A 15,476-nucleotide genomic window follows, 5' to 3' on the forward strand; every position below is an offset into this window, starting at 1 on the left:
GCTTATCGCGGCATGATCGCCGCGGGCGGGGGACCATGCGATTAGGAGGCTAATGATGAGTGCGTATTTAACGAAACGGATCAGCTACATGGTGATCATTTTGCTGGCCGCGTCGCTGTTGATTTTTTGCCTGTATGCGCTGACGCCCGGGGATTTCATCAGCAGCAATATCAAATTGAGCCCCGAGCGCAAGGCCGAGCTGCGAGAAATTTACGGGCTCAACAAACCGCTGCTCGAGCGATACGGCATTTGGATGGAAAACGCGCTGCACGGCGATTTCGGGTTCTCGCTGGCGCAGCAGAAGCCGGTGTTGACGCTGTTTAACGAGTACATATGGAACTCCTTCCTGCTTGCGGCCGTGTCGACGTTTTTTACCTGGCTGATCGCCGTCATCATCGGCGTTGTTTCCGCGTACAAGCAGTATTCCTGGTTCGACACGCTCGTGATGGTTTTGATTTTTGCGGCCATGTCGCTACCGTCGTTTTTTATCGGTTTGTTCCTGATCAAAATATGCGCCGTCGACCTGAAGTGGCTGCCGCCGGGCGGCATGCTGACGACGGGCAGCAACGCGACGGGGCTGGCGTACGTCAAGGAAGTCATTCATCATATGACGCTCCCTGTCATTGTCATGACGCTGCTGGGCGTCGGTTCCTTGACCCGTTATTTCCGCAGCAACATGATTGACGTCATCAAGCAGGATTATATCCGCACGGCGCGGGCCAAAGGATTGAAGGAAAACAAGGTGCTGTTCAGACACGCGCTTCGAAATGCGCTCCTGCCGGCCATTACGCTGGTGGGGTTCGAACTTCCTTCCTTGTTCGGCGGATCGCTGATCATTGAGAAAATTTTTAACTGGCCGGGGATCGGGCAGCTGTACATCCAGTCCTTTGGGATGCGGGATTACCCGCTGCTCATGGGCTTTACGATGTTGCTGGCGGTGCTAACCGTCATCGGGACGCTGCTATCCGACATTTTGTACCATATCGCCGATCCGCGCGTCCGGCTGCATTAGAGGGGGGACCAGACATGTCACTGAACAGCACTCCGCTACCGGAGGCGGTCGGGGCGAAAAACGCTCCTGCCAAATCATCATCCCTTTTCAAGCAATCGATGCGCAGGCTGATGAAAAACAAGCTCGCGGTTTCGGGGCTCGTCGTTGTCGTTATTATGTTTTTGGCTTGTTTCATCGGGCCGTTTTTCTCGCCTTATACGGACAATAAAGTCAACATGGCCTTAATGAATAAACCGCCGAGCCTCAAGCATTGGCTGGGAACGGACGCCCTTGGCCGGGATGTCCTCACCCGCGTGCTCCAGGCCGGGCGCATTTCGTTGACCGTCGGCCTGGCCTCCATGGTTCTGTCCGTTTTTATCGGTTCGCTTCTTGGAGCGATCGCAGGGTATTACAGGGGCATCGTCGACCAAATCATCATGCGGATCGCCGATTTGCTGCTGACGATTCCGGGACTGCCGCTGCTGTTTATTTTCGGGGCGCTGCTTTCCGATTGGAAGGTACCGACCGAGTACCGGATGTACATCGTCATGGTGATGCTCGGTTTGGTCAACTGGCCGGGCCTTGCCCGGATGGTACGGGGCCAGATGTTGAGCCTGCGGGAGCGGGAATTCATGCAGGCCGCCGTCGTGCTCGGGCTCCGGGACCGTCGCAAACTGTTCAACCATTTGCTGCCGAACATCGTCCCGTTATTGATCGTAATCGCGACCCTGAACATCGGCGGATCGATTCTCAGCGAATCGGCGCTCAGCTTCTTCGGGCTTGGGGTCATGGCGCCGACGCCGACATGGGGGAACATGATCGACGCGGCAAACAACCTGATCGATTTTCAGGAGCATCCATGGCTGTGGGTTCCTCCGGGCTTTTCAATTTTCGCCACCGTCATCGCGATCAACATTTTCGGGGACGGCCTCAGAGACGTTCTTGATCCTAAACAGAAGAGGTAGGTGGGGAACTTCCGATGAAAGATTTAATGAAAATAAATCATCTCAGCACGCATTTTAATACCGAAAACGGCACGGTCAAAGCCGTCAACGATGTCAGCTTCCGCGTTCGCGAGGGCGAAACGGTATGCATCGTGGGGGAATCCGGCTGCGGAAAAAGCGTGACCGCCATGTCGATCATGGGTTTGGTCGAGGAGCCCGGCGGCAAAGTCGTGGACGGCCAAATCGAATTTGAGGGCCGGGATCTTTTGAAATTGAGCAAAAACGAGCTGCGCTCCCTTCGCGGCAACGAAATATCGATGATTTTTCAGGAGCCGATGTCTTCGCTTAATCCCGTCCTGAAGATCGGCCAGCAAATCATGGAGCCGCTGCTCGTCCATCAGAAGCTGAGCAAAAAGGAAGCGCGGAAACGGGCGATCGAACTGATCGAAAAAGTCGGCATTTCGCGCGCGGAGCAAATTGCGGATTCTTACCCGCATGAGCTGAGCGGAGGCATGCTCCAGCGGATCATGATCGCAATCGCGATTTCGGGCAATCCGAAGCTGCTGATCGCCGACGAACCGACGACCGCGCTCGATGTAACGATCCAGGCGCAAATCCTGGATATTCTCCGCCAGTTCAAAGAACAAAACAACATGTCCATCATGCTGATCACCCACGACCTCGGCGTCGTGGCCGAAATGGCGGATTACGTCATCGTCATGTACGCGGGCAAAATCGTGGAAGAAGGCGAAGTCGTCCAGCTGTTCCAATCGCCGAAACACCCGTATACCCAAGGGTTGCTGAAATCCAAGCCGATCATCAACCAGCGCACGGATGAGCTGTATTCGATTCCGGGCCAGGTCCCGAATCCTCTGGAGTTGACGGAATCCTGCTATTTCCATGACCGCTGCCAGCACTGCATGGACATTTGCAGAACGAAGCAGCCTGTATTGAAAGAAGTCGGCGAGCAGCAGAAGGCTGCCTGCTGGTTGTACGAGGAGGCGCTGCTCCATGCCTGAGGCATTGCTTGAAGTCAATCACTTAAAAAAATATTTCCCCATACAAAAAGGGCTGCTGAACCGGACGGTCGGGCACGTGAAAGCCGTCGACGACATCAGCTTGACGATTCAGAAAGGGGAAACCTTCGGCCTCGTCGGCGAATCCGGAAGCGGGAAAAGCACGGTCGGGAAAACGATCATCCGCCTTACCGAGAAAACCGACGGCGAAGTGAAGTTCAAAGGCATCGACCTGTACGGTTTGTCTTCGGATGAGCTCCGCAAAATCCGTCCGAGCATGCAGCTTATCTTCCAGGATCCGTACAGCTCGCTGAATCCGCGAATCCGCGTCGGAGACGCCATCGGCGAGGCGCTGCTGGACCACGGCCTCGTGCCCAAGGATGAAATCCGCGACCGGGTGCTTGAAGTATTGCAATCCTGCGGCTTGTCGTCCTATCACATCGACCGCTTTCCGCACGAGTTTTCGGGAGGGCAGCGCCAGCGGATCGGGATTGCGCGGGCGCTCATTCTGAACCCGGACCTGATCATTGCGGACGAACCGGTATCCGCGCTGGACGTGTCGATCCAGGCCCAGATCATCAATCTGTTCCGGAAGCTGCAGGAGACGCGGGGGCTGACGTACCTGTTCATCTCCCATGACCTTAGCGTGGTCGAGCATTTGTGCACCCGGATCGGGGTGATGTATTTGGGTTCGATGATGGAAACCGCATCGCGGGACGAACTTTTCAAAAATCCGCTTCATCCGTATACCAAAGCGCTGCTGTCGGCGGTGCCGATTCCGATTCCGAAGCTGAAACGCGAGCGGATCGTCCTGAAAGGGGACATCCCCAATCCGGCGGACCCGCCGGCCGGGTGCAAATTCCATACGCGTTGCCCGTTTGCCGTGGCCCGCTGCAAAGAAGAGGTGCCGGAGTTCCGCGACGCAGGCGGCGGCCATTTCGTGGCTTGCCATCTGGCGTAGGTTTGAATCTTGAATATGAAAAAGGCATGGCTCCTTCGGGAACCATGCCTTTTTAGCGAAAACATCCAGGGGGAATACGTTAAACCATCCGAATATGCTCGATCACGACGCGGTGCCAGGTCTCGCTCCACCGTTTTTTCGAGACGCGGTTCTCGTAGATTCGTGCCCGATCCGGAGATTGCATGTAATAGGGAGTCGGCCGAACGACCAGGTTGACGGCGTCCTCTATGCCGTGCGGAGCCGTCAGCCGAACGCGGTCCTGTTCGTCCAACGTCAGGCCAAGAGCCGTCGCGGTTTCCGTGAAATTCGCAATGGCGTCGGTGGACGAGATAAAAGGGGGCATTTGGTTGATCATGTGCATTCTGGCTTCGTTTTTGACCGACCACGGGACGTTCGGACGGATGGCATATAGCTTGCGCTCCAGTTCTTTTTCGGCAGCCTCGTCCAGGTGACCCGGGTCAAAATAGACCACGTCGACATCGGGTAAGGGCGTTCTTTCGGCAAAGCCGTGCAACACGTCCCATATTTTCGAGCGGACGAAGCCGGCGCAAACCCACCAGTCGGGCAGATGCAGCGTTTTGGCGGCATGAAGAATGTCCATCATCCAGTCGTCCTGCTGCACGAGGCGGATCAGATCTTGTTCGGATTGGATCATGTTTTCCCTCCTTGATCGAACATAACCGTATAAAATAGCCACTTCGCGAAACGAAACCCTATTATACTACACGAACAGACGGCGAAATCGAAAAAGAAGCAAATTTCACAAAATTTCACAAAAAAATTCGCGTAACAGCGAAACTTGTCCACGTTTCAAACGTTATACATATTGTATTCCAATATTAACCATTTAAGGACAGGTGAGAGTATGAAGAAATCCAATGTTCGCAAGCTATTAACCATGACCGTTGCCGTCTCTGCGCTCAGCATGCTGCTGGCGACCGGGGCGGGAGCCGAATCGTACGCAGCCGACAATACCGCTACTTCTTCTGCAGTGACCGAGCCGGGCGCTCTCACACCACCACCTCCGGAAACATTGAATAGCTTGAGCATTAACGGCAATTATTTGTATCTGGCTGGCGGGAATGCAAACATTTCTGCCATCGGCAACGGGAAGTTAAGCGTGAACGCCGATACGACCGCTACCACGGTGGTTGATGTCATTAAAGCCGACGTAACCCTGCAGCGGTTCACGGGAACCGGTTGGGTGAACGTCAATTCCACCCTGTTCTCCAAAAATTCGTCCGATTTCGTTGTTGGAGATGCCGTCTTTACCGGAGTGAAAGGCTTTTATTACCGCGTTGCTTGCATTCATTCGATCAATAAAAACGGTGTTTTCGAACAAAGCATTGAATATACATCCAGCGTGTTGGCCTATTAATCGTCATCGTCAAGCGGCAAACCGACTCCGGTTTGCCGTTTGTCGCGTTTATTGCGCGACAAAACCGAAAAGGCGAGAACTCCAATCCGTGCCCCTATTTCTGCGGACTACCCTTTTAAAAATACATAAAATGGGAATTTACCCCTTTATATAGTATATTATCCCTTCTGCTCGGCATCCCTTTTCCTGATAATGGAGAGGTAAGCAATCGCTCAAAGGAGATGGCCGGTAAACGCCTCGGGAGAAGGGAGGGGCAGCCAGGCGGTTCAAGCCGAGAACCATCCTTTGGAAGCGGTATCATTCATTCCATGACAAGGAGGAATATGCCCGATGATCCTCAAACGTATCGCGTTCCGGAAAACGTGGAGCATGGTCTTGATTGCATTGACGTTTTGCTTTTTGATCCAAGGATTCGGGGCAGCCGTACCCAAAGCCCATGCGGCCGTAGGGAGCAAAACGATGGTAGGGTATTGGCACAACTTCGACAACGGCTCCGGATTTATCAGGCTCCGCGACGTTTCGCCCAAGTTTGACGTCGTCAACGTCGCTTTCGCGGAACCAGCCGCCGGGGCGACCAACGGGACGATCGGTTTTACGCCCTACAATTACACGGAAGCGGATTTTAAGGCGGACGTTGCCTATCTGCAGAGCCAAGGGAAAAAGGTCCTCATTTCCATCGGAGGCGCGAACGGGCAGGTGCAGCTTGCAAGCGCGCAAGCCCGCGATAATTTCGTGGCTTCCGTCACGGCGATCATCGAAAAATACGGCTTTGACGGATTGGACGTCGATTTTGAAGGCCATTCGCTTTATTTGAATGCAGGGGACACCGATTTTAAGCATCCGACAACGCCGGTCATCGTCAACCTGATCTCGGCGCTGCGCACGATCAACGATCATTTCGGGACGGAGTCGTTTTATTTGACGATGGCGCCCGAGACTTTTTTCGTGCAGCTGGGGTATTCGTTTTACGGGGGGAGCTGCATCAGCTGCGACAACCGCGCGGGTGCTTATTTGCCGGTCATTGACGCGACGCGGGATGTACTCGACTGGCTCCAAGTGCAGAACTATAATTCGGGGCCGATCACAGGATTGGATGATCAGTTTCACAATATGGGAACGGCGGATTTTCATGTCGCGATGGCGGACATGGTGCTGACCGGTTTTCCGGTTGCGAAAAATCCGAACCGCTTCTTTTCGGGGCTGCGTCCGGATCAGGTGGTGTTGGGGCTGCCGGCGAACGCGAATGCGGGAGGGGGATTCACATCCGTCAGCGAAGTCCATAAAGCGCTCGATGCCTTGATCAAAGGGGTTCAGCTGCCCGGTTATACGATGCGGGGGAATGCCGGAGGATATCCGGATTTCCGGGGGATGATGACATGGTCCATCAACTGGGACCGCTTCAACCAGTTCGAATTTTCGAACAGCCACCGCGCCTATCTGGACGGGTTAAGTCCGCCGATGCCGGATTCCGTGCCGCCTACGGCTCCTTCGAACGTCATCGTCACGTCCCAAACGGCAACCAGCGTATCGTTGAGCTGGACCGCTTCGACGGATAACGTCGGCGTTGCCGGTTATACCGTATCCTATGGAACGGGGAGCGTTACCGTAAGCGGGACCAGCGCCGTCATCGGCGGTTTGACGCCAAATACAAGCTACAGGTTTACGGTGACCGCAAGGGATGCGGCAGGTAACCTGTCGCCAGGCACCGTGATTGCCGTCACGACGGATGCACAGGGCGGCGCTCAAGCTTGGGCCCCGAATGTCGGCTATACATCCGGCGACGAAGTTACTTACGGAGGGAAAACCTATGTCTGCCGCCAGCCCCATACCTCGTTGACGGGGTGGGAGCCGCCGAACGTACCGGCCCTTTGGCAGATGAAATAAACGACACCCTTAAGCGGCATGCCTGCACGGGAAAACGAAGCCCGGCGGCGCCGCTTTTTTTTGATGATGACACCGAGTTTGGCGTCGGCAAAAGGCATATAAAAAACCGCCCCTTTCGGCATCTTTCGATGACCGATCAGGACGGTTTCCGCATTGTTTATCGCAACGTCTTCAAAGCGCCGCTCCATGCCAGCACTTGATCCAACATTCCGTTCAGGTTCGTCAGATGCAGGTCGGCAGGTTTGAAGGTGGAGAAATTTTCGAAGTCGGTGAACAGCGAAAGCGCCGGGTGAACGCGAACGTCCGCCACGGACAATTCGCCCAAAATGCCGCGCAGATGCTCGGCCGCACGGGCGCCGCCCACGGAACCGTAGCTCACGATGCCCGCTGCTTTATTAAACCAGGCGTCGCGCGCGTAATCCAGTGCGTTTTTCAGGGAAGCCGAGATGCTGTGGTTGTACTCTTGCACGATAAACACGAAGCCGTCCAGGCTGAAAAGCTTTTGGTTCCATGCTTCGGCTTGCTCGGCAGCGTCTGCTTCACCCAAAAGTGGCAGTTTGTAGTCCGCGATGTCCACGATTTCGTAGTTTGCGTCGCCGCGCTCATCCGCGATTTTTTTGACCCATTCCCCAACCTGCGGGCTCAAACGTCCTTCGCGGGTGCTTCCCAAAATAATGCCGATGTTCAATTTGGACATATTGTTTTCTCTCCTTATCATTCGTTTTTATTCGTCACTTATGAGGTATGCATGATCAGTTGTCAGTATCATAAACTCTGTGCATATATTTTGTCAAGCCACTTACAAAAAGTTTGTGAGTTAAATTTTTTTGGCTTGGCTTCGGTTCCATGACCCTATTTTGTTATATGAAAGGGGAGCGCGAAAAAGTCACGGGAATGTTAGAAACAGGTCATGATCGTGGTAGCGGCCTTCAAGGAGGATGGATATAATCTAGATGCAAGCGCTTACATTATTTTGGGCGGGAAGGAGGATGGAAGGACGGAGATAAGACAACGAGCTCGGCACAAGGAGCAGCAGCGTGGTTTTGCGAGCATGATACCGCATACGTTTTGTTTTTTAGGATTTCATGACAACGATTCGAAAGGTGGTTTGTTATGAGGACAACATTCGCCAAAAAACTGATGGGCTTGACGATGAGCGTGATGCTGACGGCTTTCGCGGCCGTACCTTTTACCGCGCATGCAGCATCGGACGTTACGATCAACTGGAATGACGTTAAGCAGGAAATCGACGGCTTCGGGGTGTCGCAGGCTGGCTGGTCCGACGCCATCTATGATTTGCAGGAGCCCGTCCGCAGCGAGATCATGGATCTGCTGTTCAAACCGGACACCGGCATCGGCATTTCGATTTTCCGCGGCGCGTTGTTCCCGCAGTTTAATCCTGCCCCGGGACAATACGATTTCAACGCCAGACCGGACCAGGTTTGGGTGATGCAGCAGGCGAAAGCAAGAGGCGTGGATAAGCTGATCGCCAGCACGTGGAGCCCGCCGGCATGGATGAAAACGAACAACTCCACGACGCACGGCGGGTACCTGAAGCAGGAAAATTACGGCGACTACGCGCTGCTCATGTCCAAATTCATCAAAGAATACAAACGGCAATTCGGTCTTGACCTCTACGCCGTCTCCATTGCCAACGAGCCGAACTCCATGACGTTCCTGACCTGGGATTCGAGCGAATGGAATTCGACGAACTTCCAGGTGTTCCTGAAGGATTATTTGAAGCAAGCGATGATCAACGAAGGCGTGGCATCGACCAAAGTCATCGCCGGCGAATCGTCCTGGTGGTCGGAGGATCTGATCAAGGACTCCCTGAACGACCCGGCTTCCGCCGAAAGGCTGGACATCGTGGCCGGACATAACTACCCCGTGCCGATCATCAATGCGGAGTTGCCGACAACCCCGTTTACGACCGCCCAATCCAAAGGGAAAAAGGTATGGATGACGGAAGTGTCCAAAGTCGACTCTTACGATCCGGGCATGGGTTCCGGCCTCAAGTTCGCGAAGCAGACCCATAATTTCATGACCAAGGCGGGCGTCAACGCTTGGATGTATTGGACGGGCGCGATCCCGGGCAATAACGACGAAGGTTTGATCAACGTCGACAAAGCCGCCAACACCTACGCGCTGACGAAACGCTACTTTACCTTCGGCAACTTCAGCAAATTCATCAAACCCGGCTACGTGAGGATCGGAGCCCCTGACAATCCCCAGTCCGGCGTATACACCTCGGCTTACAAAGATCCGGCAACCGGAAAGTTCGCCATCGTCGCCATCAACGATACCGATGCCACGGCAGAGCTTGGCTTTGTGCCCAACGGCTTCACGGCTGGACGGCTCACTCCCTACACCACCAACGATAACCTCAATTTAGCCGAAGGCCCCGCCGTTCCTTTGCAAAACGGGAAATTCAACGTCTCCCTTCCTCCAAAAAGCGTCGTGACCTACACGGGGGAAAACGGCTCGCCGTCCCTTCAGGAGCAAACCTTGACGGACGACCTGAACGATTGGTCCAAAACCTTTTCCCATACAAGCGGCCTGGTCATGGATTCCTCCAACAGCGGATATTTTAACGGCGATACGTCCCGCGTGAAACGGAGCAGCGGCACGACCGAAAACTTCGTTTATCGCGTTCCCAACATCACGAATTTTAAAGCGGACTTGTATCAATTCAGCGTGTGGGACGGCGTCGCGTTTTATGCGTCGGCCGACAATCAGCATTGGACCCCAGTCGCGCACACGAGCACGCCGGGAAGTTATACCGGAAGCAAATGGTACAAAAAAACGTACACGCCGCTGCAAGTCCCCGCAGGAACGCAGTACCTGAAAATCGAGTTGTCCGGCAGCGACTCCTGGGAAAAGCAAGTATCCAGAGTGGTTATTAACTCTTTATTATAATCTAAAATCGGCATCCTTGTAATATAGCTTTTGGCTATAACTGGATATAGGATAATACAGTTACACTATATCGCTGAATCCGTGATATCTTTCTTGTAACCATTTGGATTGGAATTTTCGCAATATCCATGATTAGGAGTGTTACAAGATGACAAAAAGCAGTATTTTGGGATATCCGCGTATCGGCGATAACCGCGAATGGAAAAAAGCGCTTGAGGCGTTTTGGGCGGGAAAGATCGAAGAATCGGAATTTCAGAGCCGGATGCAGGACATTCGGTTGAACCATTTGCGCAAGCTTCAGGAAAAGGGCATCGATCTGATCCCGGTGAACGATTTCAGCTATTACGATCACGTCCTGGATACGGCCGCGATGTTCGGCATCGTTCCGAAACGGTTTCCTTATGATGGAGGACCCGTGCCGCTCTCCGTTTATTACGGAGTCGCGCGGGGAACGACGGATGCGGCGGCAAGCGAAATGACGAAGTGGTTCAATACCAATTACCACTACATCGTCCCTGAATTGGACGGAGCGGAGCCCGCCGTTACGGAAAACAAGCCTTTGGCTGCCTACCGCGAAGCGAAGGAACGCCTTGGCATCGAAGGAAAGCCGGTCATTCTCGGGCCGCTCACCTTCCTTAAATTGTCCAAAGGTTATGCCGAATCCGAAACGGATGCCTGGCTGGAGCGCCTTGTTCCGCTTTACGTCCGGATTCTTCGGGAACTGGCCCTGGAAGGCGCGGAGTGGGTGCAAATCGACGAGCCGATTCTGGTTACCGGCCTAAGCGATGCCGACATCCGGCGGTTACACAGCATCTACGGCACGTTTGCCGCAGAGGTCCCAACCCTCAACATCATGCTGCAAACCTATTTTGAAGCCGTCGAAAGCTACAGCGACATCGTCTCCCTTCCGGTCAAAGGGATCGGCCTCGATTTTGTCCATGGTTATGCGGGTAATATCCGGTCGATCCAGGCATCGGGATTCCCGCAAGACAAAGTGTTGGGGGCGGGCGTCGTGGATGGGCGCGGCATTTGGAAGGCATCGCTCCGAGAGAAGGCCGCGCTGCTGGAGACGCTTCAATCCTTCGTTCCGGCGGACCGGATCATCGTGCAGTCTTCGTGCAGTTTGCTGCATGTCCCGGTGACCGCGAGCAGCGAAACGAAGCTATTGCCGGAATTAAAGGGGGCGCTTGCATTTGCCGACGAAAAGCTGGACGAACTGGTTCTTTTGACGAAGGCCGTCTCTTCGGGAACGGACGCGATCGGTAAAGAACTGGACGAATGCGACCTTGCCATCCGCGCGCTGGAGCGGTCCAAGGAACGCAACCGGAACGACGTCCAGCAGGCCGTTGCCGCCATCAGCAAGCAAGACGCCAAACGCAGCCTTCCTTTTGCCGAGCGCCACGCCGTGCAACAGAAAAAATGGCAGCTCCCGGTGCTGCCGACGACGACCATCGGAAGTTTCCCTCAATCCGTAGAAGTGCGCAAAGCAAGGCAGCTGTGGAGAAAAGGGGAATGGAGCGGCGAGCAGTATGCCGGCTTCATCCGGGAACAGATCGACACCTGGATCGGTTTACAGGAGGAAATCGGGCTGGACGTCCTCGTGCACGGCGAATTCGAGCGGACGGACATGGTGGAGTTTTTCGGGGAGAAGCTTGCGGGGTTTGCCTTTACCCAGTATGGCTGGGTACAGTCGTACGGCTCCCGGTGCGTCAAACCGCCGATCATTTTCGGGGACGTCGCGTTCGAAAAGCCGATGACCGTCGAGGAAACGCAATATGCCCAGTCGAAAACGACCCGGCCCGTCAAAGGGATGCTTACCGGTCCGATCACGATCATGAACTGGTCGTTCGTCCGCGAGGATATTTCGCGCGAGCAGATCGCTTATCAATTGGCTTATGCTTTGAGGCAAGAAGTAGAAGCATTGGAGAAGGCCGGCATCGGCATGATCCAGGTGGACGAACCTGCCGTCCGCGAAGGGCTTCCCCTGAAAGAAAAAGATCAGGCCGAATATCTGGCATGGGCCGTCAAAGCGTTCCGCCTGACCACCTGCACGGTGCAGGATACGACGCAAATTCACACGCATATGTGTTATTGCGAGTTCCATGACATGATCGATTCGATTTCGGCGATGGACGCGGACGTCATTTCGATCGAAACCTCCCGCAGTCACGGCGAGCTGATCCATAGCTTTGAAGAGAACACTTACGGGCTCGGCATCGGACTTGGCGTGTACGATATCCACAGCCCGCGCGTTCCCGGCGTCGAGGAAATGACAGGCATGATCGACCGCGCGCTGCGGGTCCTCGATCCGAAGCTGTTCTGGATCAATCCGGACTGCGGACTGAAAACCCGAGGCATGGAAGAAACGGTGGCCTCCTTGCGCAACATGGTGGAAGCGACCAAGATCGCACGAGAAAAATATGCCGTACAAGTGTGATTTCATATGCAACGCCCATGGACCCGCAGGATTGCGGGTCTCTTTTTTTTTCGGGCGAAAAGTTCGGTACTTTAGTTTTCCCCGGTTTGTTAGTATAATTAAATAAGCAGCTAACGAAACGTATGTTTGATGCACCGCAACGCGGATCACCATGGCCCTATGCGCACGGTCCGTATTGAAAATAAGCGATTGATTTTTTCAATCCATTATGTTCTAATGAAATCACCAATTTTTTATACATTCTACTATACTAAGTGTAGTATGTTTTCTTGAATACGATATTCGCTTTTTAGAAACAATCCATCATATTAAAGGATAAAGCGGGGTATTTTCATGGAAGTCATCGACATCGCGTCACAACCTCCTTATGATTCCATGCCGATCGTGCTGATGATCGGAAAATTCGACGGAATCCATAAAGGACATCAGGCGATCCTCCAAACGGCCAACGAACTGAAAAGGGAAGGGGAAGCGCTCGCCGTCATGAGTTTTTCGGAGCATCCGTTGTGGGTGTTGAAGCAGGATGAAGCGTTCAAGCGAAAAATAACGCCTGAGGACGAGAAAATTCGCATCCTTGGGCAATTTGGCGTCGAGCGTTATTACCGGATCCGTTTTTCGAAGGAATACGCCCAAATCTCGGCGGAAGAATTCGTCATGGAGCATCTTTCAAGGCTGAACGTCAAGCGCATCGTGGTCGGCGAAGGTTTTCATTTCGGGCACGGGCAAGGGGGAGGCACGAAGGAACTCGGCGAGCTATGTGCCCGCATCGGCGCGGAAGTGACGGTGATTCCGCTCGTGACCGATAGCGGGGTAAAAATCGGCAGCTCGGAGATCCGAACCGACATTTCCGAAGGCCGCGTGGAAACGGCGTTTTCGCTTTTAGGCCGGCCTTATTCGGTTACCGGAATCGTCATACACGGCCAGAAGCTGGGCAGAAAGCTGGGTTTTCCTACTATTAATATGGGCGGGGTGGACGACTATGTTTTCCCGAAGCCCGGCGTTTACGTGGGGACGGCCGATATCCATGGCGAACCGGAAGGGAAAAGCCGGTATCACGTCCTGATCAGCGCAGGGTACCGGCCCACCGTCGATGGTCAGGGGTATTTGATCGAAGGTTACCTGCTGGATTTCTCCGGAGATTTGTATGATCGGACGGTGACGCTGACTTTCATGCATTATTTGCGCGGCGAAATCAAATTTACGGGTCTGGATGCGCTGATCGAGCAAATGAAACAGGATGAAGTGAATGCCAGAAGGTTGCTTAGCGTCGCTCCCGCCTGAATCGGCGGATCGGCCTGCTTGAAGGGAGGCGAAGCGGCATGGGGATCATAATCGTCGAAATTTGCGACGGCAGCCTGATTCAAGAGATCGAGATCGAACAAATTTTGGAGGCCGAATATCCGGAAGTGGCCGTGCTTGAAAGTACCTGCCTTTCGTTTTGCGGGATATGCGCGAGAAGGCCTTATGCGATCGTCAACGGCAAGCGGATCTTTGCCGAAACGGCCGCCGAATGCCTAGATCTCATCAGGCAGCGTATCGACCTGGAATTAGCCGTCTACGCATCCATTTAGCCATGACAATATCATTTTCGGAGATCTTAAAGCAAAGCTGTGCGAGACAAAATCTCGGCAGCTTTTTTTGCGTTTTGCGGCCATGAACATCCTCCGTGGTATCCATTAAAAGTTCAATTGACGGGAGACACAAAAACGGGTATATTATTTATATAAATTATCAGATTAGAATAATTCTAATTAAGATACAGGAGGACGCAGACATGAAAAATTACGACTATCACCACCTCGACCACGTGAAAGAACAGCAAACCTCGAAAAAAACGCTTTGGATCACCCTGCTGCTTACGTTGTTTTTTACCATCGTCGAAGTCGCCGGAGGTTTGATCTCCCATTCCTTGGCCTTGTTATCCGATTCGGCGCATATGATCTCCGACGTCTTGGCCTTGGGGTTAAGCATGGCGGCCATTTACATGGCCACGCGTAAACCGAACCGGAAATATACGTTTGGTTTTCTCCGTTTCGAGATCATCGCGTCGTTTCTGAACGGCCTGGCATTGGCCGTCATTGCATTGGGCATTTTTGTGGAAGGCATTCAGCGCATGATCCATCCGGTGGAAGTGAAGCTGCCTACGATGCTGACCATCGCGGTGATCGGTCTCATCGTCAACGTCGTCCTTACGATTGTTCTGAGCCGCAGCATGAAGGAAGAAGAGAATCTTAACGTCAAAAGCGCGCTTTGGCATTTTATCGGGGACCTGTTAAGCTCCGTCGGGATTATCGTGTCGGCCGTGCTGATTTATTTTACCGGTTATCACTTTTTGGATCCGCTCATCAGTATGGTCATCGGGGGAATCATTTTTACCGGCGGGGCCAAAATTATCCGCGAGTCTTACCTGGTGCTGATGGAATCCGTGCCCGACCAATTCGATTTGGACGCCATTCGCAGCGATATCCGCGCCCTGGAAGGCATCAATGACGTGCACGAGCTCCATTTATGGGCCGTATCCACCGATCATTATTCGCTTACTGCGCATGTGTTCATCCGGAAAGACATGCAGGCGTTCCAGGTGATCTCGGCGATCAATCAACTCCTCCTAGAAAAATACGGCATCGCACATTCGACCATTCAAATCGAACATCCGTCGATCCATGACCATGGGGAATACGGAAAGCAGTTTTTGTTGAAGCACGCGTGAGGGAAACGAATGGAGCCTAAAAAATAGATTGACGTTAAAAATGCAACGAAATACAATATAGGAAAATATGTGAAATCGCAGCTTATTATTTTTATCCCGGGTGTTTGACCGATGTCTAAAGCCGTAGATGGGCCGTTGTTCATCTGCGGCTTTTTGGTTCCCGGTCGTTCGATGATTTTTTCATGGCGCCTGACAAGCGATGATTGAAGTACCCCTTTGGGATGGAATGTCTTCAAAAT

At 53.4% G+C, this 15,476-nt stretch carries 13 protein-coding genes; 11 read left to right on the forward strand and 2 right to left on the reverse strand.

Annotation, left to right across the window (positions count from 1 at the left end):
- Positions 1–55: 55 nt before the first annotated feature.
- From MKY58_RS11125 to MKY58_RS11140, 4 genes are read left to right on the forward strand one after another with little or no spacing between them, the layout of a single operon-like run.
- A complete protein-coding gene (locus MKY58_RS11125) occupies positions 56–1,012 on the forward strand; it encodes an ABC transporter permease (RefSeq protein ID WP_339324569.1) in 957 nt (318 codons plus the stop codon).
- A gap of 14 nt (positions 1,013–1,026) precedes the next feature.
- Complete coding sequence (gene opp4C, locus MKY58_RS11130) at positions 1,027–1,956, forward strand: oligopeptide ABC transporter permease (RefSeq protein WP_339324570.1); 930 nt, start codon at positions 1,027–1,029, stop codon at positions 1,954–1,956.
- Positions 1,957–1,970: 14 nt separating this feature from the next.
- Positions 1,971–2,954, forward strand: coding sequence for an ABC transporter ATP-binding protein (locus MKY58_RS11135; RefSeq protein ID WP_339324571.1), 984 nt, complete (start codon positions 1,971–1,973; stop codon positions 2,952–2,954).
- Complete coding sequence (locus MKY58_RS11140; RefSeq protein ID WP_339324572.1) at positions 2,947–3,912, forward strand: ABC transporter ATP-binding protein; 966 nt, start codon at positions 2,947–2,949, stop codon at positions 3,910–3,912. The genes MKY58_RS11135 and MKY58_RS11140 overlap by 8 nt, the downstream gene beginning before the upstream one ends.
- Before the next feature lie 79 nt (positions 3,913–3,991).
- On the opposite strand, the gene MKY58_RS11145 is transcribed toward MKY58_RS11140, so the two are convergent.
- Entirely contained in the window at positions 3,992–4,567 is a 576-nt protein-coding gene (locus MKY58_RS11145; protein WP_339324573.1) for a nucleotidyltransferase family protein, read from the reverse strand.
- 210 nt (positions 4,568–4,777) lie between these two features.
- On the opposite strand from MKY58_RS11145, the gene MKY58_RS11150 reads away from it, so the two are divergent.
- On the forward strand, positions 4,778–5,290 hold the full coding sequence (locus MKY58_RS11150; RefSeq protein WP_156124737.1) for a hypothetical protein: 513 nt from the start codon (positions 4,778–4,780) through the stop codon (positions 5,288–5,290).
- Positions 5,291–5,620: 330 nt separating this feature from the next.
- Positions 5,621–7,174, forward strand: coding sequence for a glycosyl hydrolase family 18 protein (locus MKY58_RS11155; protein WP_339324574.1), 1,554 nt, complete (start codon positions 5,621–5,623; stop codon positions 7,172–7,174).
- A gap of 157 nt (positions 7,175–7,331) precedes the next feature.
- Here MKY58_RS11155 and MKY58_RS11160 read toward each other — a convergent pair whose 3' ends face one another.
- Positions 7,332–7,871 carry an NAD(P)H-dependent oxidoreductase gene (locus MKY58_RS11160; protein WP_036715116.1) on the reverse strand — a complete coding sequence of 180 codons (540 nt, stop codon included), beginning with the start codon at positions 7,869–7,871 and terminating at the stop codon, positions 7,332–7,334.
- A 416-nt stretch (positions 7,872–8,287) separates the two neighbouring features.
- Between MKY58_RS11160 and MKY58_RS11165 the strand changes: the two genes are divergently transcribed.
- From MKY58_RS11165 to MKY58_RS11185, 5 genes are all read left to right on the forward strand, one after another.
- Positions 8,288–10,090, forward strand: coding sequence for a glycoside hydrolase (locus tag MKY58_RS11165; protein WP_339324575.1), 1,803 nt, complete (start codon positions 8,288–8,290; stop codon positions 10,088–10,090).
- Between the two features lie 148 nt (positions 10,091–10,238).
- Positions 10,239–12,527: a 5-methyltetrahydropteroyltriglutamate--homocysteine S-methyltransferase gene (metE, locus tag MKY58_RS11170; protein WP_339324576.1), complete on the forward strand. Its 2,289-nt coding sequence runs from the start codon at positions 10,239–10,241 to the stop codon at positions 12,525–12,527.
- 333 nt (positions 12,528–12,860) lie between these two features.
- Positions 12,861–13,808, forward strand: a complete 948-nt coding sequence (locus MKY58_RS11175) for a bifunctional riboflavin kinase/FAD synthetase (RefSeq protein ID WP_339324577.1) — start codon at positions 12,861–12,863, stop codon at positions 13,806–13,808.
- A 38-nt stretch (positions 13,809–13,846) separates the two neighbouring features.
- Positions 13,847–14,098, forward strand: coding sequence for a DUF1450 domain-containing protein (locus MKY58_RS11180; RefSeq protein WP_339324578.1), 252 nt, complete (start codon positions 13,847–13,849; stop codon positions 14,096–14,098).
- A 203-nt stretch (positions 14,099–14,301) separates the two neighbouring features.
- Complete coding sequence (locus MKY58_RS11185; protein WP_339324579.1) at positions 14,302–15,237, forward strand: cation diffusion facilitator family transporter; 936 nt, start codon at positions 14,302–14,304, stop codon at positions 15,235–15,237.
- Positions 15,238–15,476: the final 239 nt, after the last annotated feature.

The sequence above is a fragment of the Paenibacillus sp. FSL W8-0194 genome (assembly GCF_037969745.1).
GTDB lineage: Bacteria > Bacillota > Bacilli > Paenibacillales > Paenibacillaceae > Paenibacillus_AQ > Paenibacillus_AQ cookii.

Coding starts and splice junctions, on each gene's coding strand:
- MKY58_RS11145 (WP_339324573.1), bottom strand. CDS start 4,567: ATGATCCAATCCGAACAAGATCTGATCCGCCTCGTGCAGCAGGACGAC.
- MKY58_RS11150 (WP_156124737.1), top strand. CDS start 4,778: ATGAAGAAATCCAATGTTCGCAAGCTATTAACCATGACCGTTGCCGTC.
- MKY58_RS11185 (WP_339324579.1), top strand. CDS start 14,302: ATGAAAAATTACGACTATCACCACCTCGACCACGTGAAAGAACAGCAA.
- MKY58_RS11160 (WP_036715116.1), bottom strand. CDS start 7,871: ATGTCCAAATTGAACATCGGCATTATTTTGGGAAGCACCCGCGAAGGA.
- opp4C (WP_339324570.1), top strand. CDS start 1,027: ATGTCACTGAACAGCACTCCGCTACCGGAGGCGGTCGGGGCGAAAAAC.
- MKY58_RS11180 (WP_339324578.1), top strand. CDS start 13,847: ATGGGGATCATAATCGTCGAAATTTGCGACGGCAGCCTGATTCAAGAG.
- MKY58_RS11165 (WP_339324575.1), top strand. CDS start 8,288: ATGAGGACAACATTCGCCAAAAAACTGATGGGCTTGACGATGAGCGTG.
- metE (WP_339324576.1), top strand. CDS start 10,239: ATGACAAAAAGCAGTATTTTGGGATATCCGCGTATCGGCGATAACCGC.
- MKY58_RS11175 (WP_339324577.1), top strand. CDS start 12,861: ATGGAAGTCATCGACATCGCGTCACAACCTCCTTATGATTCCATGCCG.
- MKY58_RS11135 (WP_339324571.1), top strand. CDS start 1,971: ATGAAAGATTTAATGAAAATAAATCATCTCAGCACGCATTTTAATACC.
- MKY58_RS11125 (WP_339324569.1), top strand. CDS start 56: ATGAGTGCGTATTTAACGAAACGGATCAGCTACATGGTGATCATTTTG.
- MKY58_RS11140 (WP_339324572.1), top strand. CDS start 2,947: ATGCCTGAGGCATTGCTTGAAGTCAATCACTTAAAAAAATATTTCCCC.
- MKY58_RS11155 (WP_339324574.1), top strand. CDS start 5,621: ATGATCCTCAAACGTATCGCGTTCCGGAAAACGTGGAGCATGGTCTTG.